The following is a 19,178-nucleotide window of genomic DNA, read 5'->3' as shown; positions in this document are numbered from 1 at the left end:
CATTCCCGAGAGCGCCACTCTCATCAATTATTTGGAGCCTCCGCCATGCAGCTAAAACTTACCGATTCCAAACTGCCCTTTGCCCCGCTGTTACTCATTGCGCCGTTTTTCCTGTGGGGAACCGCGATGGTAGCGATGAAAGGGGTGATGCCGCACACGACACCGCTGTTTGTGGCTGTCGTGCGTTTATTACCTGCGGGCGTGTTGGTGTTGCTGGCGGCGGCATTGATGGGAAAACAGCAGCCGCAGGGTTGGAAAGCTTGGCTTTGGATTTCGCTGTTTGCATTAGTTGACGGCACTTTGTTTCAAGGCTTTTTAGCCGAAGGTTTGGCGAGAACCGGTGCGGGTTTGGGTTCAGTGATGATTGATTCTCAACCGCTAGCGGTGGCGATTTTGTGTTTGTGGCTGTTTCAAGAAAAAATTGGTTTTTGGGGCTGGTTGGGCTTAGTAATTGGCGTTATCGGCATCAGTTTGATAGGGTTGCCGGATGGCTTTATTTTGGGGCTGTTTCATCCTGAAACCGTGCAGGTTTCTGCGGGTATCGAAAGTGTGTTTCAGGGCGGGGAATGGTTGATGCTGTTGGCGGCTTTGTCAATGGCTGTGGGTACGGTTTTGGTGCGCTGGGTTTGCCGTTATGTCGATCCGGTGGTGGCGACGGGCTGGCACATGATTTTAGGCGGTTTGCCGTTGTTGGCGATTTCGGCGGCTACTGAGTCTGGGCAGTTTGTGAATATCGATTTGTCGGGTTGGATGGCTTTAGGGTATTCTACTGTGTTCGGAAGTGCGATCGCCTACGGTTTATTCTTTTACTTTGCTTCAAGCGGCAGTTTGACGAGTTTAAGTTCTCTAACGTTTCTGACTCCGATTTTTGCTTTGCTGTTCGGGAATTTGTTGTTGGGCGAAGTATTGAATCCGCTGCAATCGATGGGAGTCGGGCTGACTTTGGTAAGTATTTATTTGATTAATCAGCGGGATACTTTGGCTGAGAAATTGGGGAAAGGCCGGAATGGTGCAGCGAATTCTGAGGAGGAAGTGCAGTTATTAGAGTCGTCGGAGTTGAATGCAGTTGAATTTCCCGTGCAAGTGCGGGCTACAGAATTGGAGCCGGAGGTTTAGACAGAATTGGTTAACTCTTCAATTAACTGATTGGGAGTGACAATTCGAGGAGTTGTCACCGGAAAATCTCGCGGGTTGCGGGTGACAATGGCATCAATTTGATTGACTACGGCAGTGCTATACTGAATCGCATCTTCAAAATCCTTGAAGTTGGAAATTAATGCCATTGAAATAGCAGAGCTATCGACAGTCGCCACTTGACAAAATGTGGCTATATATTTCAAAAACTCAAGCGTTGAATCTCGACCTTTAACTTTACGTATGATGTAGTAAATATCGCCAAAAGTAGAGGCTGAAATATAACCTTCTACTTGTGCCTGTTCAACAAAGGACAAAACTTGTTCGCTTTCACCAAAAAATTGCTGTCGTTCAAGGGCGATATCTAAGATGATATTGGTATCTAGCAAGATTTTCATAGCTTGTGTTTCTCCTTCAAAGCTTCCCATCTAGCTTCCTCTGCATCGAAGTCAGGCGGGACAGGCTGAGTATTCTCAAACCAGGCTTGCAAAGCCTTGATTTTAGTTTTCACTTTTCTTTTAAGGTTAGCTTCTTCTGACTGGATTACTAGCTGTGGGGAACTGACAACCGCATCAGCCACCGGCCAAACGATGATTTCCACATCTCCGGCTGGCATATCCAGGGATTCCAAAACTACCAAATTCCCAGCCTCATCTATTTTACCTCTAAGTTTGTATGCTTGCATACTAATCTCCTAAGCTTTGTCTCTATTATAGGACATAAAAATTCGGTAAGTCCCTTTGTAATCAATCCAAACTTAATCATATTAAAAATTTTCAGGAAGTCCGCCGATATAGCCCCTCAAAAATGCCTCTGATAAATCTACAGGTTCTTGTCCATCCAAAGGTTCCGGGTTGAGAATACGTCTAGCTTTAGTATAACCTAATTGGTTGCGGGAAATCACAAACAACCGCTGTTCATCATCATCTAAATCTAAGCCGTCCAAAACAGCGGGGTTATGAGTTGTCAAGATGACTTGTTTATCGTTATTTTTTGCTAGTTCGACTAATTCTTCGATTAATCTGCGACATAATCGAGGATTTAAGGAAGCGTCAATGTTATCTATTGCAAAAAATTTAGGTGTGAGTTCGCTTATGAACAAGGTAAAGTAAAAGAGTAAAAACAAAAAGCCTTCATTCGAGCTTCTTTGGTCAAAGTAACTTAAATCTGTATCTAAGTACCTATCTGTAATTTGGAGAGAAGTTTGCATCGCTGATAGATTGTGAGGAATTTCAAAATCTTTAAACCAATCTATCAATCGCAGCTTGTCTTTGATTTGATTGAGTTTATCTGGGTTATCTGCATTCAAGATATTTATAAGTTTAAACAAGCCTTGACCATTAATGCCTAATGGTTGAATTTGCCCTTCTTTTTCAAAGGTTCGTAAAGCTGGGTTTTCAGGGGAGTAAACAATAAACTTATTTAGATAATATAATTCAATAAATGAGTCTACATCCTTGTTGAATATTGATAATTCTTGTTCCGTTAGTTGAGTTGCTCCTTTTAAAATTGATAAAAGTTTGTCTTGTCCCCCGTATTGCTCAACAAAAAGTTTAAGAGCATTCTCTGTAGATATTTCAGAATTACCAAAAAAGTTTTTACTAATCCACTGAGAATAGGGAGAATTATCATTTTGTAAAATACAACTAAATTGTTCTTTATCATTCTGTCTTAATTCAATGCTGATATCTTTAGTAAGATTATCTTTTTCAAAAGCCGATCGCATAAATCGAGGTTCTGTCACCCGAATCCCCCGTGCAGCAAGAAACTCGTTATCCAGTTTATCATTAGCAGCCGCCGAAGCCAGGGCGATCGCCTCCAAGATATTGCTCTTACCGCAGCCATTTTCGCCAATCAGTACGGTGACTCGTCCTAATTCCAGCTTCAGCTTTTGAATAGACTTGTAATTTTTGATTCTGACTTCTTTAATCATAATTAAATCCCCTATAATCTGAATGTACTCATTGTATCTCCGATCGCATGGATCTAAAAGAACGCCTGCACAGCCACCTAATTCAAATTGTACGCGATCGCAATCCTTACTTGGCATCCGCAGGGCACTTCTATGTGCAGCAATACATTCGCGAACAGTTGGGACAGTGGGGCACTGTAGAAATTGACGATTTTGCGGTGCGCGGGCGAATTCATCACAATTTTATCTTGGATTTACCCCCCCTCAATCCCCCCCTTGCTAAGGGGGGGAAGCAAGAAAATTTGCCGATTATTATAGGCGCGCATTACGATACTGTGCCGGGGACGCCTGGGGCTGATGATAATGCTACGGGTGTTGCTGTGTTGCTGGAACTCGCAAGGGCGATCGCACTTCAACCGCTAAAATATCCAGTACAGTTAGTTGCGTTCGATATGGAAGAATCTGGTTGTTGGGGAAGCAGGCATTATGCAGCTAAATGCAAGCAACAGCAACAGTCAATTCGGTTGATGATTGCTTTGGAAATGTTGGGTTATTGCGATCGCACTCCGAACTCCCAAAGCTATCCGGCTGGACTAAAATATTTTTATCCGAATATTGGCAACTTTATTGCTTTAATTGGGAACTTGCGGACTGTGCGCGATATGATTACTTTGAGCAGAAATATCCGCAAAGTCGGTCAGGATTGCGAGTGGTTGCCGGTGCCGAATCGAGGTTTGATTGTGCCGGATACTCGCCGCAGCGATCATGTTCCTTTTTGGGATAATGGTTATCCGGCGATTATGGTGACGGATACGGCTAATATGCGGAATCCGCACTATCATCAACCGAGTGATAAGATTGAGACTTTGGATTTGGATTTTTTGGCTGGTGTTTGTGGGGGCTTGGTTGAGGCTATTCGATATCTATAATTTTATTTTAATGAACTGCGAAGACGCGAAAAACGCGAAGGAATAAAGAAAGAAGATGATAGAAAAAGATATGAATGTTGATTTTCCCGATCGCACTTCGTGGCAATTTTGGATCGATCGCGGTGGTACTTTTACCGATATTGTCGCCCAAAAGCCCGACGGTAGGTTAGTTATTCACAAGCTGCTGTCGGAAAATCCCGATCGCTACACCGATGCAGCAGTGCAAGGAATTCGCGATATTTTGGGGATTGAGGCGGGGGAATCGATACCGGCGAACAAGATTGCAGCGATTAAAATGGGGACGACGGTGGCGACAAATGCTTTACTCGAACGTAAGGGCGATCGTACTATTCTGCTAATTACAAAAGGTTTCGGGGATGCGCTGAGAATTGGCTATCAAAATCGCCCGAATATTTTCGCCCGCCACATTGTGCTGCCCGAGATGTTGTACGATCGCGTTATTGAGGTTGCAGAACGTTACAGCGCCCGAGGTGAAGAGTTAATTGCTGTCAATCCTGAGTTTATCCCGGCTTTGCAGCAAGCCTACGATGACGGAATTCGCAGTTGTGCGATCGTCTTTATGCACGGCTACCGCTATTCGGAACACGAAAAACAAGTTGCTCAAATAGCCAGAGAAATTGGTTTTAGTCAAATATCAGTATCTCACGAAGTCAGCCCTTTAATGAAATTAGTTTCGCGGGGAGATACTGCGGTTGTCGATGCTTATTTATCTCCGATTTTACGCCGATATGTCGAACAAATAACCAGTGAGTTAATTGAGGTAGATCCTCGGAATGCCCAATTCCCAATGCCCAATTCCCAATGCCCAATTCCCAATGCCCAATTCCCCCAATTAATGTTTATGCAATCAAACGGCGGCTTAGTTGATGCCGCCCAATTTCAAGGAAAAAACAGTATTTTATCAGGCCCGGCTGGGGGAATTGTCGGTGCAGTTCAAACGAGTAAAAAGGCTGGTTTTGACAAAATCATCACCTTTGATATGGGCGGAACTTCGACAGATGTTGCCCATTATAACGGCGAATACGAACGCGAATTTGAGACGGAAATTGCTGGGGTGAGATTGCGATCGCCCGTGATGGCAATTCACACTGTAGCAGCCGGTGGCGGTTCGATCGTGTTTTTTGACGGCGCGCGCTACCGTGTCGGGCCGGAGTCTGCGGGCGCTAATCCAGGCCCTGCTTGCTATCGGAAGGGCGGCCCTTTGACGGTGACTGATTGTAATGTGATGTTGGGGAAAATTCAGCCTGATTTTTTCCCGAAAGTGTTTGGATTGACGGGAGATTTGCCGATCGCCTCTGACGTAGTTAAGCAAAAATTCGTGCAGTTAGCGGGGGAAATTGGGGGCGAGAGGACACCGGAACAGGTGGCGGAGGGGTTTTTGGCGATCGCGGTGGAAAAGATGGCTAATGCGGTCAAAAAAATCTCGCTTCAGCGCGGTTACGACGTTTCCGAGTATACCTTGTGCTGTTTTGGCGGTGCGGGCGGCCAACACGCTTGTGCGATCGCCGATAGTTTGGGCATGAAACGGGTGTTTATTCATCCCTACGCGGGGGTATTATCCGCCTACGGTATGGGTTTGGCTGATGTGCGGGCTATGCGCGAAAGGGCGATCGAGCAATTATTAACTGCTGAATTAATTGCGGATTTGCATGATATTTTAGCGCAATTGGAGGCGGAGGGAAAAGGGGAATTGAACCGCAGAGGCGCAGAGGGCGCAGAGGGAGAGAAAGAGGTTTTGGTTGTGAGGAAGCTGCATCTTAAATATCAGGGAAGCGATTCGGTTTTGATGGTGAATTTTGCTGGGAGTGTTGAGGAGATGCAGGCTGATTTTGAAGCAGCACACCGACAGCGTTACAGTTTTATTATGCCGGAAAAATCGCTAATTGTAGAAGCAGTTTCTGTAGAAGTTGTAGAAACAATGGATGTACTGGATAATTCTACAACTTCCCCATCTTGTGGCACAGGCATCTTGCCTGTGGCTGATAATTCTACAACTTCCCCATCTTGTGGCACAGGCATCTTGCCTGTGGCTGATAATTATACAAATCCCCCATCTTGTGGCACAGGCATCTTGCCTGTGGCTGATAATTATACAACTTCCCCATCTTGTGGCACAGGCATCTTGCCTGTGGCTGAAGCATCAACAAATCCCCCATCTTGTGGCACAGGCATCTTGCCTGTGGCTGAAGCATCAACAACTTCCCCATCTTGTGGCACAGGCATCTTGCCTGTACAAATGTATGTTGCTGCTGAATGGCGGGAAACGCCTGTTTATCAGAGAGACGATTTGCGATCTGGCGACTGCATTACGGGCCCGGCGATGATTGTCGAAGCAACTGGAACTAATATCATAGAACCGGGTTGGGAAGGCGAAATCACCGAAAACAATGACTTAATTTTGAACCGCAGATCCACACAGATGAATGCAGTTAAAACCCATTCATCGGCGGTTAAATCAGATCCAGTTTTGCTAGAAATTTTTAATAACTTGTTTCGCGCGATCGCCGAACAAATGGGCGTGACTTTACAAAATACAAGTTCCTCAGTCAACATCAAAGAACGCCTGGACTTTTCCTGTGCAATCTTCGATGCAAACGGGCAATTAGTTGCCAACGCGCCGCACATTCCCGTGCATCTCGGTTCCATGAGCGAAAGTGTTTCAGCTTTAATCCTAGCACAAAGTCATACTATTAAACCGGGCGATGTTTATGTTTCTAACAATCCCTACAATGGCGGCACGCACTTACCAGATATCACCCTAATTACTCCAGTATTTAATCGTGATTCCTCGCTTCCTTTGTTTTATGTTGCTTCGCGGGGACACCACGCCGACATCGGCGGCATCACTCCCGGTTCCATGCCTCCCAATAGTAAAATAGTCACTGAAGAAGGCGTATTGTTTGACAATTTTCAGCTAGTCAGCGAGGGTAAATTCCGAGAAACAGAATTACTACAAATTCTGACAGCCGGGGATTTTCCGGTTCGCAATGTCGCACAAAATATCGCCGATTTGCAAGCCCAAATTGCCGCCAACAATCGCGGTTTAGCAGAACTTGTCAAGATGGTAGAACATTACGGCTTGGAAACAGTACAAGCTTATATGGGTTTTGTGCAAGATAATGCTGAAGAATCTGTGCGGCGCGTAATTGAGGTTTTGACTGATGGCGAGTTTACTTATCCGATGGATAGCGGCGGACAAATTAAAGTAGCTATTACAATTAACAAGTCTGCGCGCAGTGCAAAAATAGATTTTACTGGCACTTCTTCCCAACAATTCAACAATTTTAATGCTCCCGCTGCGGTGTGTAAAGCGGCTGTGTTGTACGTTTTCCGCACCTTGGTAGATGACGATATCCCTCTGAATGCTGGCTGTTTGAAGCCTCTCGAAATCATCAATCCCGCTGGCTGTATGCTGAATCCGCGTTATCCGGCGGCGGTGGTGGCGGGAAATGTGGAAACTTCGCAGAATATTACGGATGCTTTGTATTGTGCGCTGGGTGCGATCGCATCTTCTCAGGGCACCATGAATAATTTCACATTTGGCGATCGACGCTATCAATATTATGAAACAATTTGCGGCGGTTCGGGTGCTGGTGCAAATTTCGACGGCACAGATGCGGTACAAACTCACATGACTAATTCGCGTTTAACCGATCCAGAGGTGTTGGAATGGCGGTTTCCGGTGTTGTTAGAAAGTTTTGCAATCCGGGCTAATAGCGGGGGGAATGGATGTCATCGCGGCGGTAATGGAGTGGTGCGGCGAGTGCGGTTTCTGGAGGCGATGACGGCGGGAATTTTATCGGGGAGGCGAGTGATTTCTCCGTGTGGTTTGCATGGAGGTGAAGCGGGGAAAGTTGGCCGGAGTTATGTTGAAAGATTTGATGGAAATGTTGAGGAATTGGGGAGTACGGCGAGTGTCGAAATGCAGCCCGGGGATGTGTTTGTCATTGAGACTCCGGGGGGCGGAGGTTATGGTTATTTGTAGCGAGTTTTACGGTTGATAGCCTTCATCTACCGGTAATTTTTGTTGATTTGCTGCCTGTCTGGCAACATAATTGCAGCGTTGATACTTTTGGTTGCCCGCACATTGCTTAATTCTAATAAACTCAACATCGTGTTGTGAACATAATAGAAGTAGTTGCTCCCACAAATCTACGTTAGCACTAGGTTTATTGTCACTATTTTTCCAGTTATTAGCCTGCCAGCGAATCGCCCAATTGTTGGCAATAGCATCTACAAGGTAGCCGTTGTTATTGTATAGCGTCACTTTACATCTTGTTTTGAGTGCTTTCAGACTTTCAATTGCAGCAATAATATCCATACGATTATTTGTACTTAACTGAAATCCGCCACATAATTCCTTGCGAAAATTTTCATACAGCAAGATTGCCCCATATCCACCAGCACCGCTCGCCATAGTTATACCGCGAGTATAAATGCTAACTTGTTTCAAGTTGCTCATGATTGTATAACTTATTCAGGAAATTTCAACATTATATAATTAATTTTACTTAAATATTGACAATTTTTAAGCCTTTGCACTAAAGGTAGATTGTACTGTAGTGTATTTAGTAGTAAAATAAACCATATTATAGATAGACAGGAGATGTCACGTTGATGAAGTACACTCCTCAAGCAATCGATTCCTGTAGGCACACGCCACTGACGTGTCCTCTATCTCTGCTTGTTGTCAAAGTGTAACGATTCCATTGCCTTTGATGTTTATCCCATGCTTCCGGCATCTCATCCCAAATTTTATCATGCAGAAGTCTCCCAGCAGCTTTAGGTGTTCTACCTCCCCATTGCTTAAAGAAAAATGCAACTTCAGCATCTTGACATTGCTGCTTAATATTATCAACCCATTCTGGTTGGATGGGACGATGTTTTACCCCAGATTCTCCGCCAACAATTACCCAGTGAATGTCTGTTAAATCTAGTTCTAAATTACCTAAAAGCGGTTCGCATGATAAAAATCTGACTTTGGCTGGCACTTGTCGCAAACAGTCAATCCTGTTAACGTAGTTTTGATTTTCAACAGAAACTCCCATCCAAATATTATCATGCCAGTCTAATTTGTCAGCTATTTCTCGAAGGCGTTCGTGTCTTTTGGTCAGAATTTGATATATATGCCAGGGAGTTTCACGCATTACCTCAAAAACTTCTTTGAGAAAATCTATTGGCACTTCTTCATGAAATAAATCGCTCATCGAGTTCACGAAAATACGGCTCGGTTTTCGCCAGCGTTTTGGTTCTTCCAAGCGATTCCTATGGAGTGTTAAATCAAAGCCGTTAGGAAAATTAGTGTGAAACCTTTTTGTTAATGCTTCTGCATAACAATGGGTGCAGCCGGGACTGACTTTATCGCAGCCAGTTGTTGGATTCCATGTGCGATCGCACCACTCGATACCAGTATTAATGCTAGACATACAAACACTTGACCCTTGAAACAACTAATTATCTTTTTAGATGCGCTGGATACATAGAATTTATATGTATCAATTTAGATTAATGCAGCATCACCTACAACTCCATTATATAATTAAAATTGACTTAAGTATCAACACTTTTTAAGCAGTTGCATTAAATGTAGATCGTAGTGTAGAATCGGGCTGCAACAGCATTGATACCCAAAACCTTTACAGAACAATTGTGCAAGCACCAGTTTTTTCCGAACTCAACCACCCTGTGGTCAAATCCCTGTTCCATCACAGCGATCAGGAATTATTGACCCTGTTTCAAAACCATCCCGATCAGGGCCGCTTCTTCACGGCGATTTTTTGCCGCTACGCTCAAATTGTACACTCCCTGATCCGCCATTCCGTGCGATCGCCCGTACAAGGCGATTACCTCTTCGCCCACACCTGGCAGCACATCTATCACGAGCTCCGAGGCCTCGATTTGCGCCGCGAAACCCAAGATCCTGATGGCGACAATCTCAGTCTCCAAAACTGGCTGATTAATGTCACCGCTGTCTGCATCAATCAAGCCGAATTACCCCCAGTTGAGTCTATTCACTACTCTTTGCAATCCGCTTCGCCTCCCCTGTGGTGTTACGTCAGACAAGCCTTAGAATTGTTGGCGCCACTGCCACGTTTAGTCGTGTTGATGGCCCAGACTTTCCGCTGGAGCGAAACTCGAATTGCAGCTTATTTGCAAGCAGAAGGTGAAGCTATTTCGCCCGCTCAAGTTAGGGCTTTGCTGCAAAAAGGATATCAAACTTTAGAGTCAAATTTGCCGCAGGATATTCGCGCTATTTATCTGGATGAAAATCTCGATTATCAACAAGCACTTGTCTAGCAGCCGAGAATTCCGCTAATATCAATTATTCTTCAGTCCCCCTCTGCTGCGGACTTTGTTTGACAAGAAGAGGTTTCAATCGCCGATATCAAGAAGCTAACATCAATTATTCTTTAGTCCGCGGAGGCGGACTTCGTTTGTGTAGACGCGGTTTCAACCGCCGAGTCTCGATTGTATTTGACAAAAATCGGTTTCAACCGCACTAATAGTCGGAAATAATATCAGAGGTGAAAATGGCAGTTTATCAAGTTCGGCTGGTGAATGAGGAGCGATCGCTCGATCGCACGATCGCAGTACCGGACGACCAGTATATCCTAGATATGGCAGAAGATGCCGGCATCCGCTTGCCGAATGGATGCAAGCAAGGAGAGTGTTCTGCTTGCGTTGCCAAACTGCTTAGCGGTGAAATCGACCAAAGCGAACAAAAGTTTTTGAAGCCCTCAGAATTGCAAGCTGGCTACGCTGTTACCTGTGTCGCTTACCCGCTTTCTGACTGCACTTTGTTAACTCATCAAGAAAAAGTTTTATATGAAGCAGCTCTCTATTTTAAGTAATGCCAGATGCGTATTATATATTGTCAGAGTCTCGATCGCGATTCCACAAAGGTGTGCATATTATAGTGCTGTCCCGATCGCGAGCTGTCAAATTCCGTGACATCATAATTATATTATAGTGCTGTCTCGCGAGCGATCTGTCATCGCGAGCGAGACAGCACTAAATTCAGAGAATTATTATTCGTATACCAGCAGAAACGAGTTAATGCCAGGTGCGCCACAAGCACCCTACTCACTACTTAAAAATCAACTACGGCTTGCCATTAAATTTCAACAATTCCAGAATCCGCTTCAGCGGAATTTCCGCCCAATCCAAGCGGTAATTGAGTTCGTATGCCAGCTCAGCAACCCCTTTTTCCAAAATGTAAGCATCCAGCAAAACTTGTAGTTCTGGTATAGATTTTGGCAAGAAACTGGCATCGGCTGCTGTTACCAAATAGCTGTTAAGAAAAGTGAGGCTGACCCAGCGGTGCCAAACATTCGCCCACTGCTGCATCTCCGGAAGATTTTCAGGGCGGATCATACCGCTTTCAACTTCATTTCGCAGTGCCAAAGTAACAGCATAATTGAAAGATTGTAGCATTCCCGCCACATCTCGCAGGGGCGATCTTTTCATCCGCCGCTCGCTTAACGGTCGATTCCGTTCTCCTCCGAAATCAATAATTACGAAGTCTTTACCTGTATAAAGAACTTGTCCGAAATGGAAGTCCCCGTGACAGCGAATTCGATCCGCCGTGATTCTCAAGTTCAAAATAGACTTGAAACGTTCCATCAGCAACTCTTCCCGGTTTAGGAGATTTTGTGCTAGTTTATGCGCTTCTGGCGGCAGTTTTGACAGCCGCTTTTTCAGCAGCAGCAAAGTTCTTCCTGCCATATTTCTCATGTGTTGGTAGATGGAACGCTGGTAAAATGAGGTGAAGTTTTCTGGAGCAAAAGCGGGATTTTCGGTGTCTGAAGCTAAAGCGAGGTGAAGTTCCGCTGTCCGCTGACCTAAAAGTTCGGCTGATGCTAAGTAAGAGCCGATTAGTTCGCGAGCTAAGGCCGGAATTTCTAGGGATAAATCGGCTACTAGAGAGTTTGGTTGCCGCATTTGTGCGGTCAAAGCGCTGGGTAAATAGTTTTCGGGATCTGTCGATAAATTATCGCCTAAATGCTTGGCTTCTACTGTCATTACTTGCTCGAAATAGTCGCGCAGCGTGTCTAATGTATAAGACCAAGCGTCCCTGCTGTCGGGGATTAGTTTTTGCAGTATTCCGACTGTAATTACTTGTTTTTCGGCTGTGTGATATTCCAAGGCTCCGGCAATTGGAGCGTAGTGTTGGATCGGGTTGCGATCGGTTAAAAAGCGTCCGATTTCTAATTCGGGGTTGATTCCTTCTTCGACTTTTCGCAATATTTTTAGGACGTAGCGATCGCCGTAAGCTGCGGATGTATTGCTTTGTTCTTTTTTGAACAGGTGAGGTTCGAGCTGCGATAAATCTTGGTCTGAGTTGAATGCAATGTCGGCAATTCCCACCAGTTGACCTGCTGTACCTTTGTAACTGCGAGAATTGCCGATCGCCCCCAGCAGCGCGCTCAGCAGGCCTTTGTCCCCAGCAGCATCAAATAGCACCCCGGCTTCGTTGCTTTCAGGGAAGTGCAGGCGTGCGATCGCGCGATCGTCCGCATCGCCTTTCATCTCTTCCCAACCTACGGGCAAAACGTAAGTTTCCGGCATACCTTCTGTATAATTCAACAGCACAAACAGAATGTAAACTGTAGATTCTTCTCCCGCACCATTGTGACATTCTACAGGAATAATTTCACTAATTTCCAACGATTGAATCGTCCTATCTGCACCGATGAACCAGCGATTGCTGCGTAAATAGTTTGGCAAAAGAGAGAGTAGCATCTCGCTTAATTGACTTGTTACAAAAGCGGTTTTCCAATTGCCGATTACCGCCAAACTAGGCAAGTTTGTCTTAAAACCGTGCAGCGAAAATTCTTCGGGTTTAGGAGTAAGAGTAAACCAGTAAAATGTGTGAGGACTCAAACTCAAAAAGTAAGGTGATTCGCCAACAGGTGGAAACTCAGCGCGACCGAAAATCTCCACCGGCACAGCACCTTTAAACGGAGAAAGGTCTAATTCTGCCGTCTGCACGAAGCGCGACAAATTAGCGACTACGAGGATGTGTTCGTCTTGATAAGTGCGAACAAAAGCTAAAACTTTGCGGTTTTCTGGGTACAGAAACTCGCAAGTGCCGCGGCCGAATGCTTGGAAGCGCTGGCGCACAGCAATCAAGCGTTTCATCCACCACCAGAGTGAACTTGGATTCGCCCGCTGCGCTTCCACGTTCACAGATTCGTAGTGATATTCAGGGTCAACGATTGGTGGCGCGTACAGCCGCTGCGGGTTAGCGCGGCTGAAACCGGCATTGCGATCGCTACTCCACTGCATCGGAGTTCTCACCCCGTTGCGATCGCCCAAATAGATATTATCACCCATCCCAATCTCATCGCCGTAGTAAAGCACCGGCGTACCAGGAAGAGACAGCAGCAAAGCATTCATCAACTCAATGCGGCGGCGGTTATTTCCCATCAGCGGAGCCAAGCGGCGGCGGATACCCAAATTAATTCTCGCCTGAGTATCTTGAGCGTAAACCCGATACATATAATCTCGGTCTTCATCGCTCACCATTTCCAGCGTCAATTCATCATGATTCCGCAAAAACAATGCCCACTGACAATTATTAGGAATCTGCGGAGTTTGCTGGAGAATATCGCTAATTGGGAAGCTATCTTCCATGTGCAAAGCCATAAATAAACGCGGCATCAGCGGGAAATGAAAATTCATGTGACATTCATCGCCACCCGAGTAATATTCAACCGCATCCTCCGGCCACTGATTCGCCTCAGCAAGCAGCATCCGGTTCGGGAATTTCTCATCTACGTGCTGCCGCAAATGCTTGAGAAATACGTGAGTTTCTGGCAGGTTTTCGCAGTTAGTACCTTCCCGCTCGTACAGATAAGGCACGGCATCCATTCGCAGTCCATCTACTCCCAGTTCCAACCAAAAGTCTACCACATCTAAGATGGCTTGGCGGACGGCGGGATTGTCGTAATTTAAATCTGGTTGGTGAGAATAAAAACGGTGCCAGTAATAAGCTTTTGCTACCGCATCCCAAGCCCAATTAGAAGTTTCAAAATCTTGAAAAATAATCCGAGCATCTTGATATTTTTCCGGCGTATCGCTCCACACATAAAAATCTCTTTCGTTACTGCCTTTCGGGGCGCGCCGCGCTCGCTGAAACCATGCGTGCTGGTCGGAAGTGTGGTTGACAATTAACTCAATAATAACTCGAATTCCGCGCTGGTGCGCTGCTTCTAAAAGCTCTTTAAAGTCGTCTAACGTGCCGTAAATCGGGTTGACGGTGGTATAGTGAGATGTATCGTAGCCGTCGTCTCGGAGTGGCGAGGGAAAAAATGGCAGTACCCAAATTGCTGTTACTCCCAAGTTTTGCAGGTAATCTAGTTTTTCTGTGAGTCCCCGAAAGTCGCCGATGCCGTCTGCATTGCTGTCTGCAAAAGCGCGAATTGGTACTTCGTAAATGATGGCGTCTTTGAACCACAAGGGATCGTTATTTAACATTGAGTTTGGCATAATTTTTATGGGAGAATGGTAATTTGGATTTGGTAATTTGGATTTGGTAATTTGGATTTGTTAGTGAAAAATCCAAACTGATAAATCATAACGCATAATTCTATCGCGATTCGTCATGCCAGTGGTAGAGTTTTAATCGTAATTTATGAACGCAAAACTTATAAGTTCTTAACTAAAAAAATTAAACAATCTTATTTGTTATTGCGGATACAGTTCATGATTCGGATCTCGATCGCCGTATTACAGACCCGTGCTTGGCGGTGCACGCCCTACATACTTATATATAAATCCTTTCCCCGTGTCCCCTCTCCCCCTCGAACCCTCTCCGGCGGCCGTCGGAGTGACGGTTTTTACTACCTACCGGACGGTTTGCACGACACTACACTGCCTTGACGCTGTTTGTAAATTTTTGTTACATTTGTTTACATAAAGCAACAAAAGTTTAAGGAAATAGCAAAAATGACTATTGTAATCGCTCTTTTGGTCGTCGGTTGGGTCGCAGCATCTTTAATTGGCACTCAAGCATATTTCCTGGGCGAACAGTCCAAGCCCATTCACGATCGCAATTGGAGCAATGAATCTTTTGAACAACTGGCAAAATCGATGACTGGAACAGAAATTGATTACACTGTTCGCGTTCCCGCCTACAGCATGGATGCTTACACCAGTCGCACGATGGCTAATTAGTAATATTAAGCAGCAGAACAGGCCATAAATAATTATCGAAGTGTAATCGGCAAAATTCTCACCCTAGAGCGCGTTTCATCCACAGAAATGAACGCCCCCGACTCAATTTGTGGCTCAAATTGATGTAACACTTCCACAATCAAACTCTCTATATTAGCAGGCAGCACGTCTTGAATACGCACTTGAATGACACTGGGAGCATCAGCTTGGGTTGCGGCCAGCAGTGCGCCAAAATCTAAATCATGAGTGAATACGGCATAGTCATTTACTCGCGCCCATTCCATAATAACGCGATCTGTGGCACGAGGATCGCCGACTGTAGACCAATGAAGAGACTCTATTCCGTATTTAGTAAATACGACAGTCCACTCAGGTGACAGGTTCATATCAATCAAAATTTTCACGCTATTTTGAGAGGAATTTCTACTTCTTCAACTCGCCACGCTGCATAGGCAAGCGCTTCATATATATCTGCTTCTTCCAGGTAGGGATAAGCCTGCAAAATGCCTGACGGTGAGTGTCCCGATGCCATCAGTCCGACTATCGTGCCAACAGTGACTCGCAAGCCGCGAATGCAGGGTTTTCCTCCCATTACTTCTGGATTCAGAGTGATTCTAGTTAGTTGTTTCATGATTTTAAACTACCAGGCTTTCTGGGAAACAAGAAGATTTCTTTTTTGTGGAACAGGCCGGAAAGCCTGTTCCTAACACAACTACAAACTGTTACCTACCAACGCGGGGAGAGAGTCTTTTTTACGAAACTGCAAATGGTTATTTACGCAGTCGATCGCAATTGTGTCACCTTCAACAAACGCATTTTCGAGAATTTTGTTAGCTAGCGGGTTTTCCAACTCCCGCTGGATGGCGCGTTTCAGGGGACGAGCGCCGTAAACTGGGTCGTAACCGACATCTGTAATGTGGTTTTTCGCAGCATCGGACAGTTCCAAAGTGATTTTTTGCTCCGCCAACAGCCGCTCGATCCGCTTGACTTGAATGGTGACGATTTGTCGCAGTTCCGTCTTGCTCAAAGTGTGGAACAAAATTGTCTCGTCCACCCGCTGAAGAAACTCCGGCCGGAAGTGCGATCGCAAAGCAGTCATCACCCGTTTTAACATTTGTTCGTACTCTTGGTCTGTCTCCCGTTCTTGAGTCGGTAAATCTTCACTTTCACTATTGTCTTTTTCACTCTTGTCTGAGATATCGACTCGCTGGGCAGATACCTCGACAGTGCCATCATCAGCAACTTTATAATCAGTCTTGGGAATTGACACCTCCTTCGGTTCCTGCTTCCTAGCAGCAGGTTTTTTGGTAGTTTTTCCCTTCTTAGCAAACACTTCTAAAATGTGGTCGCTGCCGATATTGCTTGTCATCACAATGACGGTATTCTTAAAGTCAACCACTCGACCTTGAGAATCGGTAATTCTGCCGTCATCCAACACTTGCAGCAAAATGTTAAATATATCAGGGTGCGCCTTTTCCACTTCGTCAAATAGCACCACCGAATAAGGGCGTCTTCGCACTGCTTCCGAAAGTTGTCCCCCTTCATCGTAACCGACGTATCCGGGGGGAGCTCCTACCAACCGGGAGACATTTTGCTTCTCCATATATTCCGACATATCGATGCGGATAATCGCATCATCGCTGTCAAACAAAAACTCCGCCAACGCCCGCGCTAGCTCAGTTTTACCGACGCCTGTGGGGCCCATGAACAAGAAAGAGCCGATCGGTCTACCGGGATCTTTCATCCCCGCCCGCGCCCGCCGAATCGCCGCAGCAACCGCCGTTACAGCCTCTTCTTGACCGATGACTTTCTTGTGCAAATGGCTTTCCAATTGCAGCAATTTTTGGCGTTCCGATTCCAACAACCGATTGACCGGAATTCCCGTCCATTTAGCAACAATTTCCGCAATATCGCCCTCAGTAACTTTTTCCCGCAGCAGCGAGGAACCTTGAGCTTGTTGTTTCAAAAGTTCGGCTTCCTTGGCTTCGCGATCGCGCACCGCAGTCTCCAATTTACCGTACTTCAACTGCGCCGCTTTATTCAAATCGTAAGCTCTTTCTGCTTGTTCGATTTGGACTCGCAACTGGTCTTCTTCTGCTTTCAATTTATTGATTGCATCCAACAACTGCTTTTCGCCCAACCACTGAGAAGACAGTTTTTCCTGCTTGACTTTTAAAATGTCAATCTCCGATGTGATGCGTTCGATGCGGGGGCCGATTCCCGGGGATAGAGCGCCTTTACCCTCACCTTCGATCGACAATTTTTCCATTTCCAACTGCATCACCCGGCGGTCAATCCCTTCCAATTCCACGGGTTTGGAGGTAATCTCCATTTTCAAATGGGCGGCCGCTTCGTCTACAAGGTCGATCGCCTTATCCGGCAAAAAGCGATCGGAAATATAGCGAAAAGACAGAGTAGCAGCAGCAACCAGCGCCGAATCGGTAATTTTTACCCCGTGGTGGCGTTCGTAACGGTCTTTCAATCCGCGTAAAATTGAAACAGTATCTTCCACAGTCGGTTCCCCGACAAATACTTGTTGAAAGCGGCGTTCCAGTGCCGGATCTTTTTCAATATTTTTGCGGAATTCATCGAGAGTTGTAGCGCCGATACAGCGCAATTCACCTCTGGCTAACATTGGTTTCAACAAATTTCCGGCATCCATTCCCGAACCGGAACTTCCGCCGCCGCCAGTGCCAACAACCGTGTGCAATTCATCAATAAATAGGACAATTTGCCCGTCGGAATCGATAACTTCTCGCAGCACAGAACGCAATCGTTCTTCAAATTCGCCCCGGAATTTTGCCCCAGCAATTAAACTGCCCATATCGAGGCTGAATAGTTGGCGATTTTTCAAAGATTCCGGTACATCGCCGTTGACAATGCGCTGGGCTAAACCTTCGGCGATCGCAGTTTTTCCGACTCCGGGATCGCCAATTAACACTGGATTGTTTTTCTGACGGCGGGAAAGAACTTGCACGACGCGGCGGATTTCCTCGTCGCGGCCGATTACTGGGTCGAGTTTGCCTGCTTTTGCCGCTTCTGTCAAATCGCGCCCGTATTTAGTGAGGGCGTCGGAGTTGGCGTCAGAATTTTGGTTTTGACTTTGACTTTGACTTTGGGTTTGCTTTTGATCTTTGACTTTGGTAGTAGCACGAATTGATTTGATTGCTTCTTCGAGTTTCGCGCGATCGATCGTACCGGGGGCCGGTTTGCGATCGTATCCGGGGCGGCCCGGCGGCCCGTCGCCCTTAGTCAGCAATCGCCTACCAACTCGTTCATCTTCTAGCAAGCCTATTAATAAATGTTCAACGGCGATAAAATTATCTTGCCAAGCCTGTCTGGCAGACTCAGCAGCATCTAACATCACTTCTAAGCCGCGGCCGAGGTATAGTTGGTCAGCGTTGGCAACTCTCGGCTGTCGTTTGGCAAAAGCATCTAACTGTTGCGCCAAGCGGGGGACATCGACTCCGGCCTTGCTGAGAATGCTGTTTGCTAGGGCTTGCTGTTCTAGAATGGCGATCGCTAAATGTTCAACCTCTAGCTGCTGATTGGCAAAGCGGCGGGCTACATCCTGGGATTTGACTATGGCTTCCCAGGCTTGATCTGTAAATTTGCTAGGGTCTGTTGGCTGCACGTTGGTTCCTCGCAATCAAGGGGATTCCTGTTGTTATCCGTTCATACATGGTCTCACAACTATCTTAATCTTGAAACACGATTGTTAATCTATGAGTGCGGTTAACGAGCGCCGAAGTTGCAACACAATTGACTGCTTGTACAAGCTTACAGTCCGCAATCCACCGCAAAAATTTGTGTGGTACGACCGGATCGGGCGATCGAACTTATGAAAATATACAGGTTCTCCATTGCCTACAATACTGTACAGACACGGCACTGCCGCCTCATAATTATGTCTTGGTTCGATCGTTCGGACTTTAGTCCGCATCAATTTCTGCGGACTAAAGTCCGAACGATCAAACCTCTTTATTGCTCTACTAAAAATTTTA

At 45.8% G+C, this 19,178-nt stretch carries 16 protein-coding genes; 7 read left to right on the top strand and 9 right to left on the bottom strand.

The window, feature by feature from the left end; genetic code table 11:
• The first annotated feature begins 45 nt into the window (after positions 1 to 45).
• Positions 46 to 1,116 carry a DMT family transporter gene (locus JGK22_RS23070; protein WP_293313784.1) on the top strand — a complete coding sequence of 357 codons (1,071 nt, stop codon included), beginning with the start codon at positions 46 to 48 and terminating at the stop codon, positions 1,114 to 1,116.
• Here JGK22_RS23070 and JGK22_RS23065 read toward each other — a convergent pair.
• The 3 genes from JGK22_RS23065 to JGK22_RS23055 form a co-directional block, all read right to left on the bottom strand.
• Entirely contained in the window at positions 1,113 to 1,562 is a 450-nt protein-coding gene (locus tag JGK22_RS23065) for a PIN domain-containing protein (protein WP_293201069.1), read from the bottom strand. The two genes, JGK22_RS23070 and JGK22_RS23065, sit on opposite strands and share 4 nt — an antisense overlap.
• Positions 1,529 to 1,819 carry a hypothetical protein gene (locus JGK22_RS23060; RefSeq protein ID WP_293177582.1) on the bottom strand — a complete coding sequence of 97 codons (291 nt, stop codon included), beginning with the start codon at positions 1,817 to 1,819 and terminating at the stop codon, positions 1,529 to 1,531. The genes JGK22_RS23065 and JGK22_RS23060 overlap by 34 nt, the downstream gene beginning before the upstream one ends.
• An 81-nt stretch (positions 1,820 to 1,900) precedes the next feature.
• Entirely contained in the window at positions 1,901 to 3,067 is a 1,167-nt protein-coding gene (locus tag JGK22_RS23055; protein WP_293313781.1) for an AAA family ATPase, read from the bottom strand.
• Between the two features lie 47 nt (positions 3,068 to 3,114).
• Here JGK22_RS23055 and JGK22_RS23050 point away from each other — a divergent pair, with 47 nt between their 5' ends.
• Together JGK22_RS23050 and JGK22_RS23045 are read left to right on the top strand one after the other, a co-directional pair.
• Positions 3,115 to 3,975 (top strand): M20/M25/M40 family metallo-hydrolase, encoded by an 861-nt coding sequence (locus JGK22_RS23050; protein ID WP_293224853.1) that lies wholly within the window; start codon positions 3,115 to 3,117, stop codon positions 3,973 to 3,975.
• Between the two features lie 70 nt (positions 3,976 to 4,045).
• On the top strand, positions 4,046 to 7,981 hold the full coding sequence (locus JGK22_RS23045; protein ID WP_293313790.1) for a hydantoinase B/oxoprolinase family protein: 3,936 nt from the start codon (positions 4,046 to 4,048) through the stop codon (positions 7,979 to 7,981).
• A gap of 6 nt (positions 7,982 to 7,987) precedes the next feature.
• On the opposite strand, the gene JGK22_RS23040 is transcribed toward JGK22_RS23045, so the two are convergent.
• On the bottom strand, positions 7,988 to 8,458 hold the full coding sequence (locus JGK22_RS23040) for an RNase H family protein (RefSeq protein ID WP_293206767.1): 471 nt from the start codon (positions 8,456 to 8,458) through the stop codon (positions 7,988 to 7,990).
• Positions 8,459 to 8,627: 169 nt separating this feature from the next.
• A complete protein-coding gene (locus JGK22_RS23035) occupies positions 8,628 to 9,422 on the bottom strand; it encodes a phage Gp37/Gp68 family protein (RefSeq protein ID WP_293313778.1) in 795 nt (264 codons plus the stop codon).
• 223 nt (positions 9,423 to 9,645) lie between these two features.
• Here JGK22_RS23035 and JGK22_RS23030 point away from each other — a divergent pair, with 223 nt between their 5' ends.
• Together JGK22_RS23030 and JGK22_RS23025 are read left to right on the top strand one after the other, a co-directional pair.
• Positions 9,646 to 10,293 (top strand): sigma-70 family RNA polymerase sigma factor, encoded by a 648-nt coding sequence (locus JGK22_RS23030; protein WP_293177564.1) that lies wholly within the window; start codon positions 9,646 to 9,648, stop codon positions 10,291 to 10,293.
• Positions 10,294 to 10,526: 233 nt separating this feature from the next.
• A complete protein-coding gene (locus tag JGK22_RS23025) occupies positions 10,527 to 10,847 on the top strand; it encodes a 2Fe-2S iron-sulfur cluster-binding protein (RefSeq protein WP_293157012.1) in 321 nt (106 codons plus the stop codon).
• Positions 10,848 to 11,097: 250 nt separating this feature from the next.
• On the opposite strand, the gene treS is transcribed toward JGK22_RS23025, so the two are convergent.
• Positions 11,098 to 14,475: a maltose alpha-D-glucosyltransferase gene (gene treS, locus JGK22_RS23020; RefSeq protein WP_363319173.1), complete on the bottom strand. Its 3,378-nt coding sequence runs from the start codon at positions 14,473 to 14,475 to the stop codon at positions 11,098 to 11,100.
• Between the two features lie 471 nt (positions 14,476 to 14,946).
• Here treS and JGK22_RS23015 point away from each other — a divergent pair, with 471 nt between their 5' ends.
• Entirely contained in the window at positions 14,947 to 15,174 is a 228-nt protein-coding gene (locus tag JGK22_RS23015; protein WP_293177558.1) for a hypothetical protein, read from the top strand.
• Between the two features lie 32 nt (positions 15,175 to 15,206).
• Here the strand turns inward: JGK22_RS23015 and JGK22_RS23010 are convergent, their stop codons facing one another.
• The 3 genes from JGK22_RS23010 to JGK22_RS23000 all read right to left on the bottom strand — a co-directional run bounded on the left by JGK22_RS23010 (position 15,207) and on the right by JGK22_RS23000 (position 18,808).
• Positions 15,207 to 15,578: a DUF5615 family PIN-like protein gene (locus tag JGK22_RS23010; protein WP_293177555.1), complete on the bottom strand. Its 372-nt coding sequence runs from the start codon at positions 15,576 to 15,578 to the stop codon at positions 15,207 to 15,209.
• A complete protein-coding gene (locus JGK22_RS23005; protein ID WP_293177552.1) occupies positions 15,575 to 15,805 on the bottom strand; it encodes a DUF433 domain-containing protein in 231 nt (76 codons plus the stop codon). The genes JGK22_RS23010 and JGK22_RS23005 overlap by 4 nt, the downstream gene beginning before the upstream one ends.
• Before the next feature lie 81 nt (positions 15,806 to 15,886).
• A complete protein-coding gene (locus JGK22_RS23000; protein WP_293177549.1) occupies positions 15,887 to 18,808 on the bottom strand; it encodes an AAA family ATPase in 2,922 nt (973 codons plus the stop codon).
• Positions 18,809 to 18,985: 177 nt separating this feature from the next.
• Between JGK22_RS23000 and JGK22_RS22995 the strand changes: the two genes are divergently transcribed.
• Positions 18,986 to 19,178, top strand: a 193-nt coding sequence (locus tag JGK22_RS22995) for a hypothetical protein (protein ID WP_293197550.1), incomplete at its 3' end; no start/stop codon positions are given.

This window comes from Microcoleus sp. PH2017_08_TRC_O_A, assembly GCF_020738665.1.
In the GTDB taxonomy this organism is placed as follows: domain Bacteria; phylum Cyanobacteriota; class Cyanobacteriia; order Cyanobacteriales; family Microcoleaceae; genus Microcoleus.
The sequence above is the reverse complement of the archived record's forward strand: the minus strand, read 5'-3'. Positions and strand labels throughout refer to the sequence as shown.

Bases quoted from the DNA above. Each gene is read 5' to 3' on its own strand.
- JGK22_RS23060 (WP_293177582.1), bottom strand. From the start codon at position 1,819: ATGCAAGCATACAAACTTAGAGGTAAAATAGATGAGGCTGGGAATTTG.
- JGK22_RS23065 (WP_293201069.1), bottom strand. From the start codon at position 1,562: ATGGGAAGCTTTGAAGGAGAAACACAAGCTATGAAAATCTTGCTAGAT.
- JGK22_RS23055 (WP_293313781.1), bottom strand. From the start codon at position 3,067: ATGATTAAAGAAGTCAGAATCAAAAATTACAAGTCTATTCAAAAGCTG.
- JGK22_RS23070 (WP_293313784.1), top strand. From the start codon at position 46: ATGCAGCTAAAACTTACCGATTCCAAACTGCCCTTTGCCCCGCTGTTA.
- JGK22_RS23025 (WP_293157012.1), top strand. From the start codon at position 10,527: ATGGCAGTTTATCAAGTTCGGCTGGTGAATGAGGAGCGATCGCTCGAT.
- JGK22_RS23040 (WP_293206767.1), bottom strand. From the start codon at position 8,458: ATGAGCAACTTGAAACAAGTTAGCATTTATACTCGCGGTATAACTATG.
- JGK22_RS23015 (WP_293177558.1), top strand. From the start codon at position 14,947: ATGACTATTGTAATCGCTCTTTTGGTCGTCGGTTGGGTCGCAGCATCT.
- JGK22_RS23050 (WP_293224853.1), top strand. From the start codon at position 3,115: ATGGATCTAAAAGAACGCCTGCACAGCCACCTAATTCAAATTGTACGC.
- JGK22_RS23005 (WP_293177552.1), bottom strand. From the start codon at position 15,805: ATGAAACAACTAACTAGAATCACTCTGAATCCAGAAGTAATGGGAGGA.
- JGK22_RS23035 (WP_293313778.1), bottom strand. From the start codon at position 9,422: ATGTCTAGCATTAATACTGGTATCGAGTGGTGCGATCGCACATGGAAT.
- JGK22_RS23045 (WP_293313790.1), top strand. From the start codon at position 4,046: ATGAATGTTGATTTTCCCGATCGCACTTCGTGGCAATTTTGGATCGAT.
- treS (WP_363319173.1), bottom strand. From the start codon at position 14,475: ATGTTAAATAACGATCCCTTGTGGTTCAAAGACGCCATCATTTACGAA.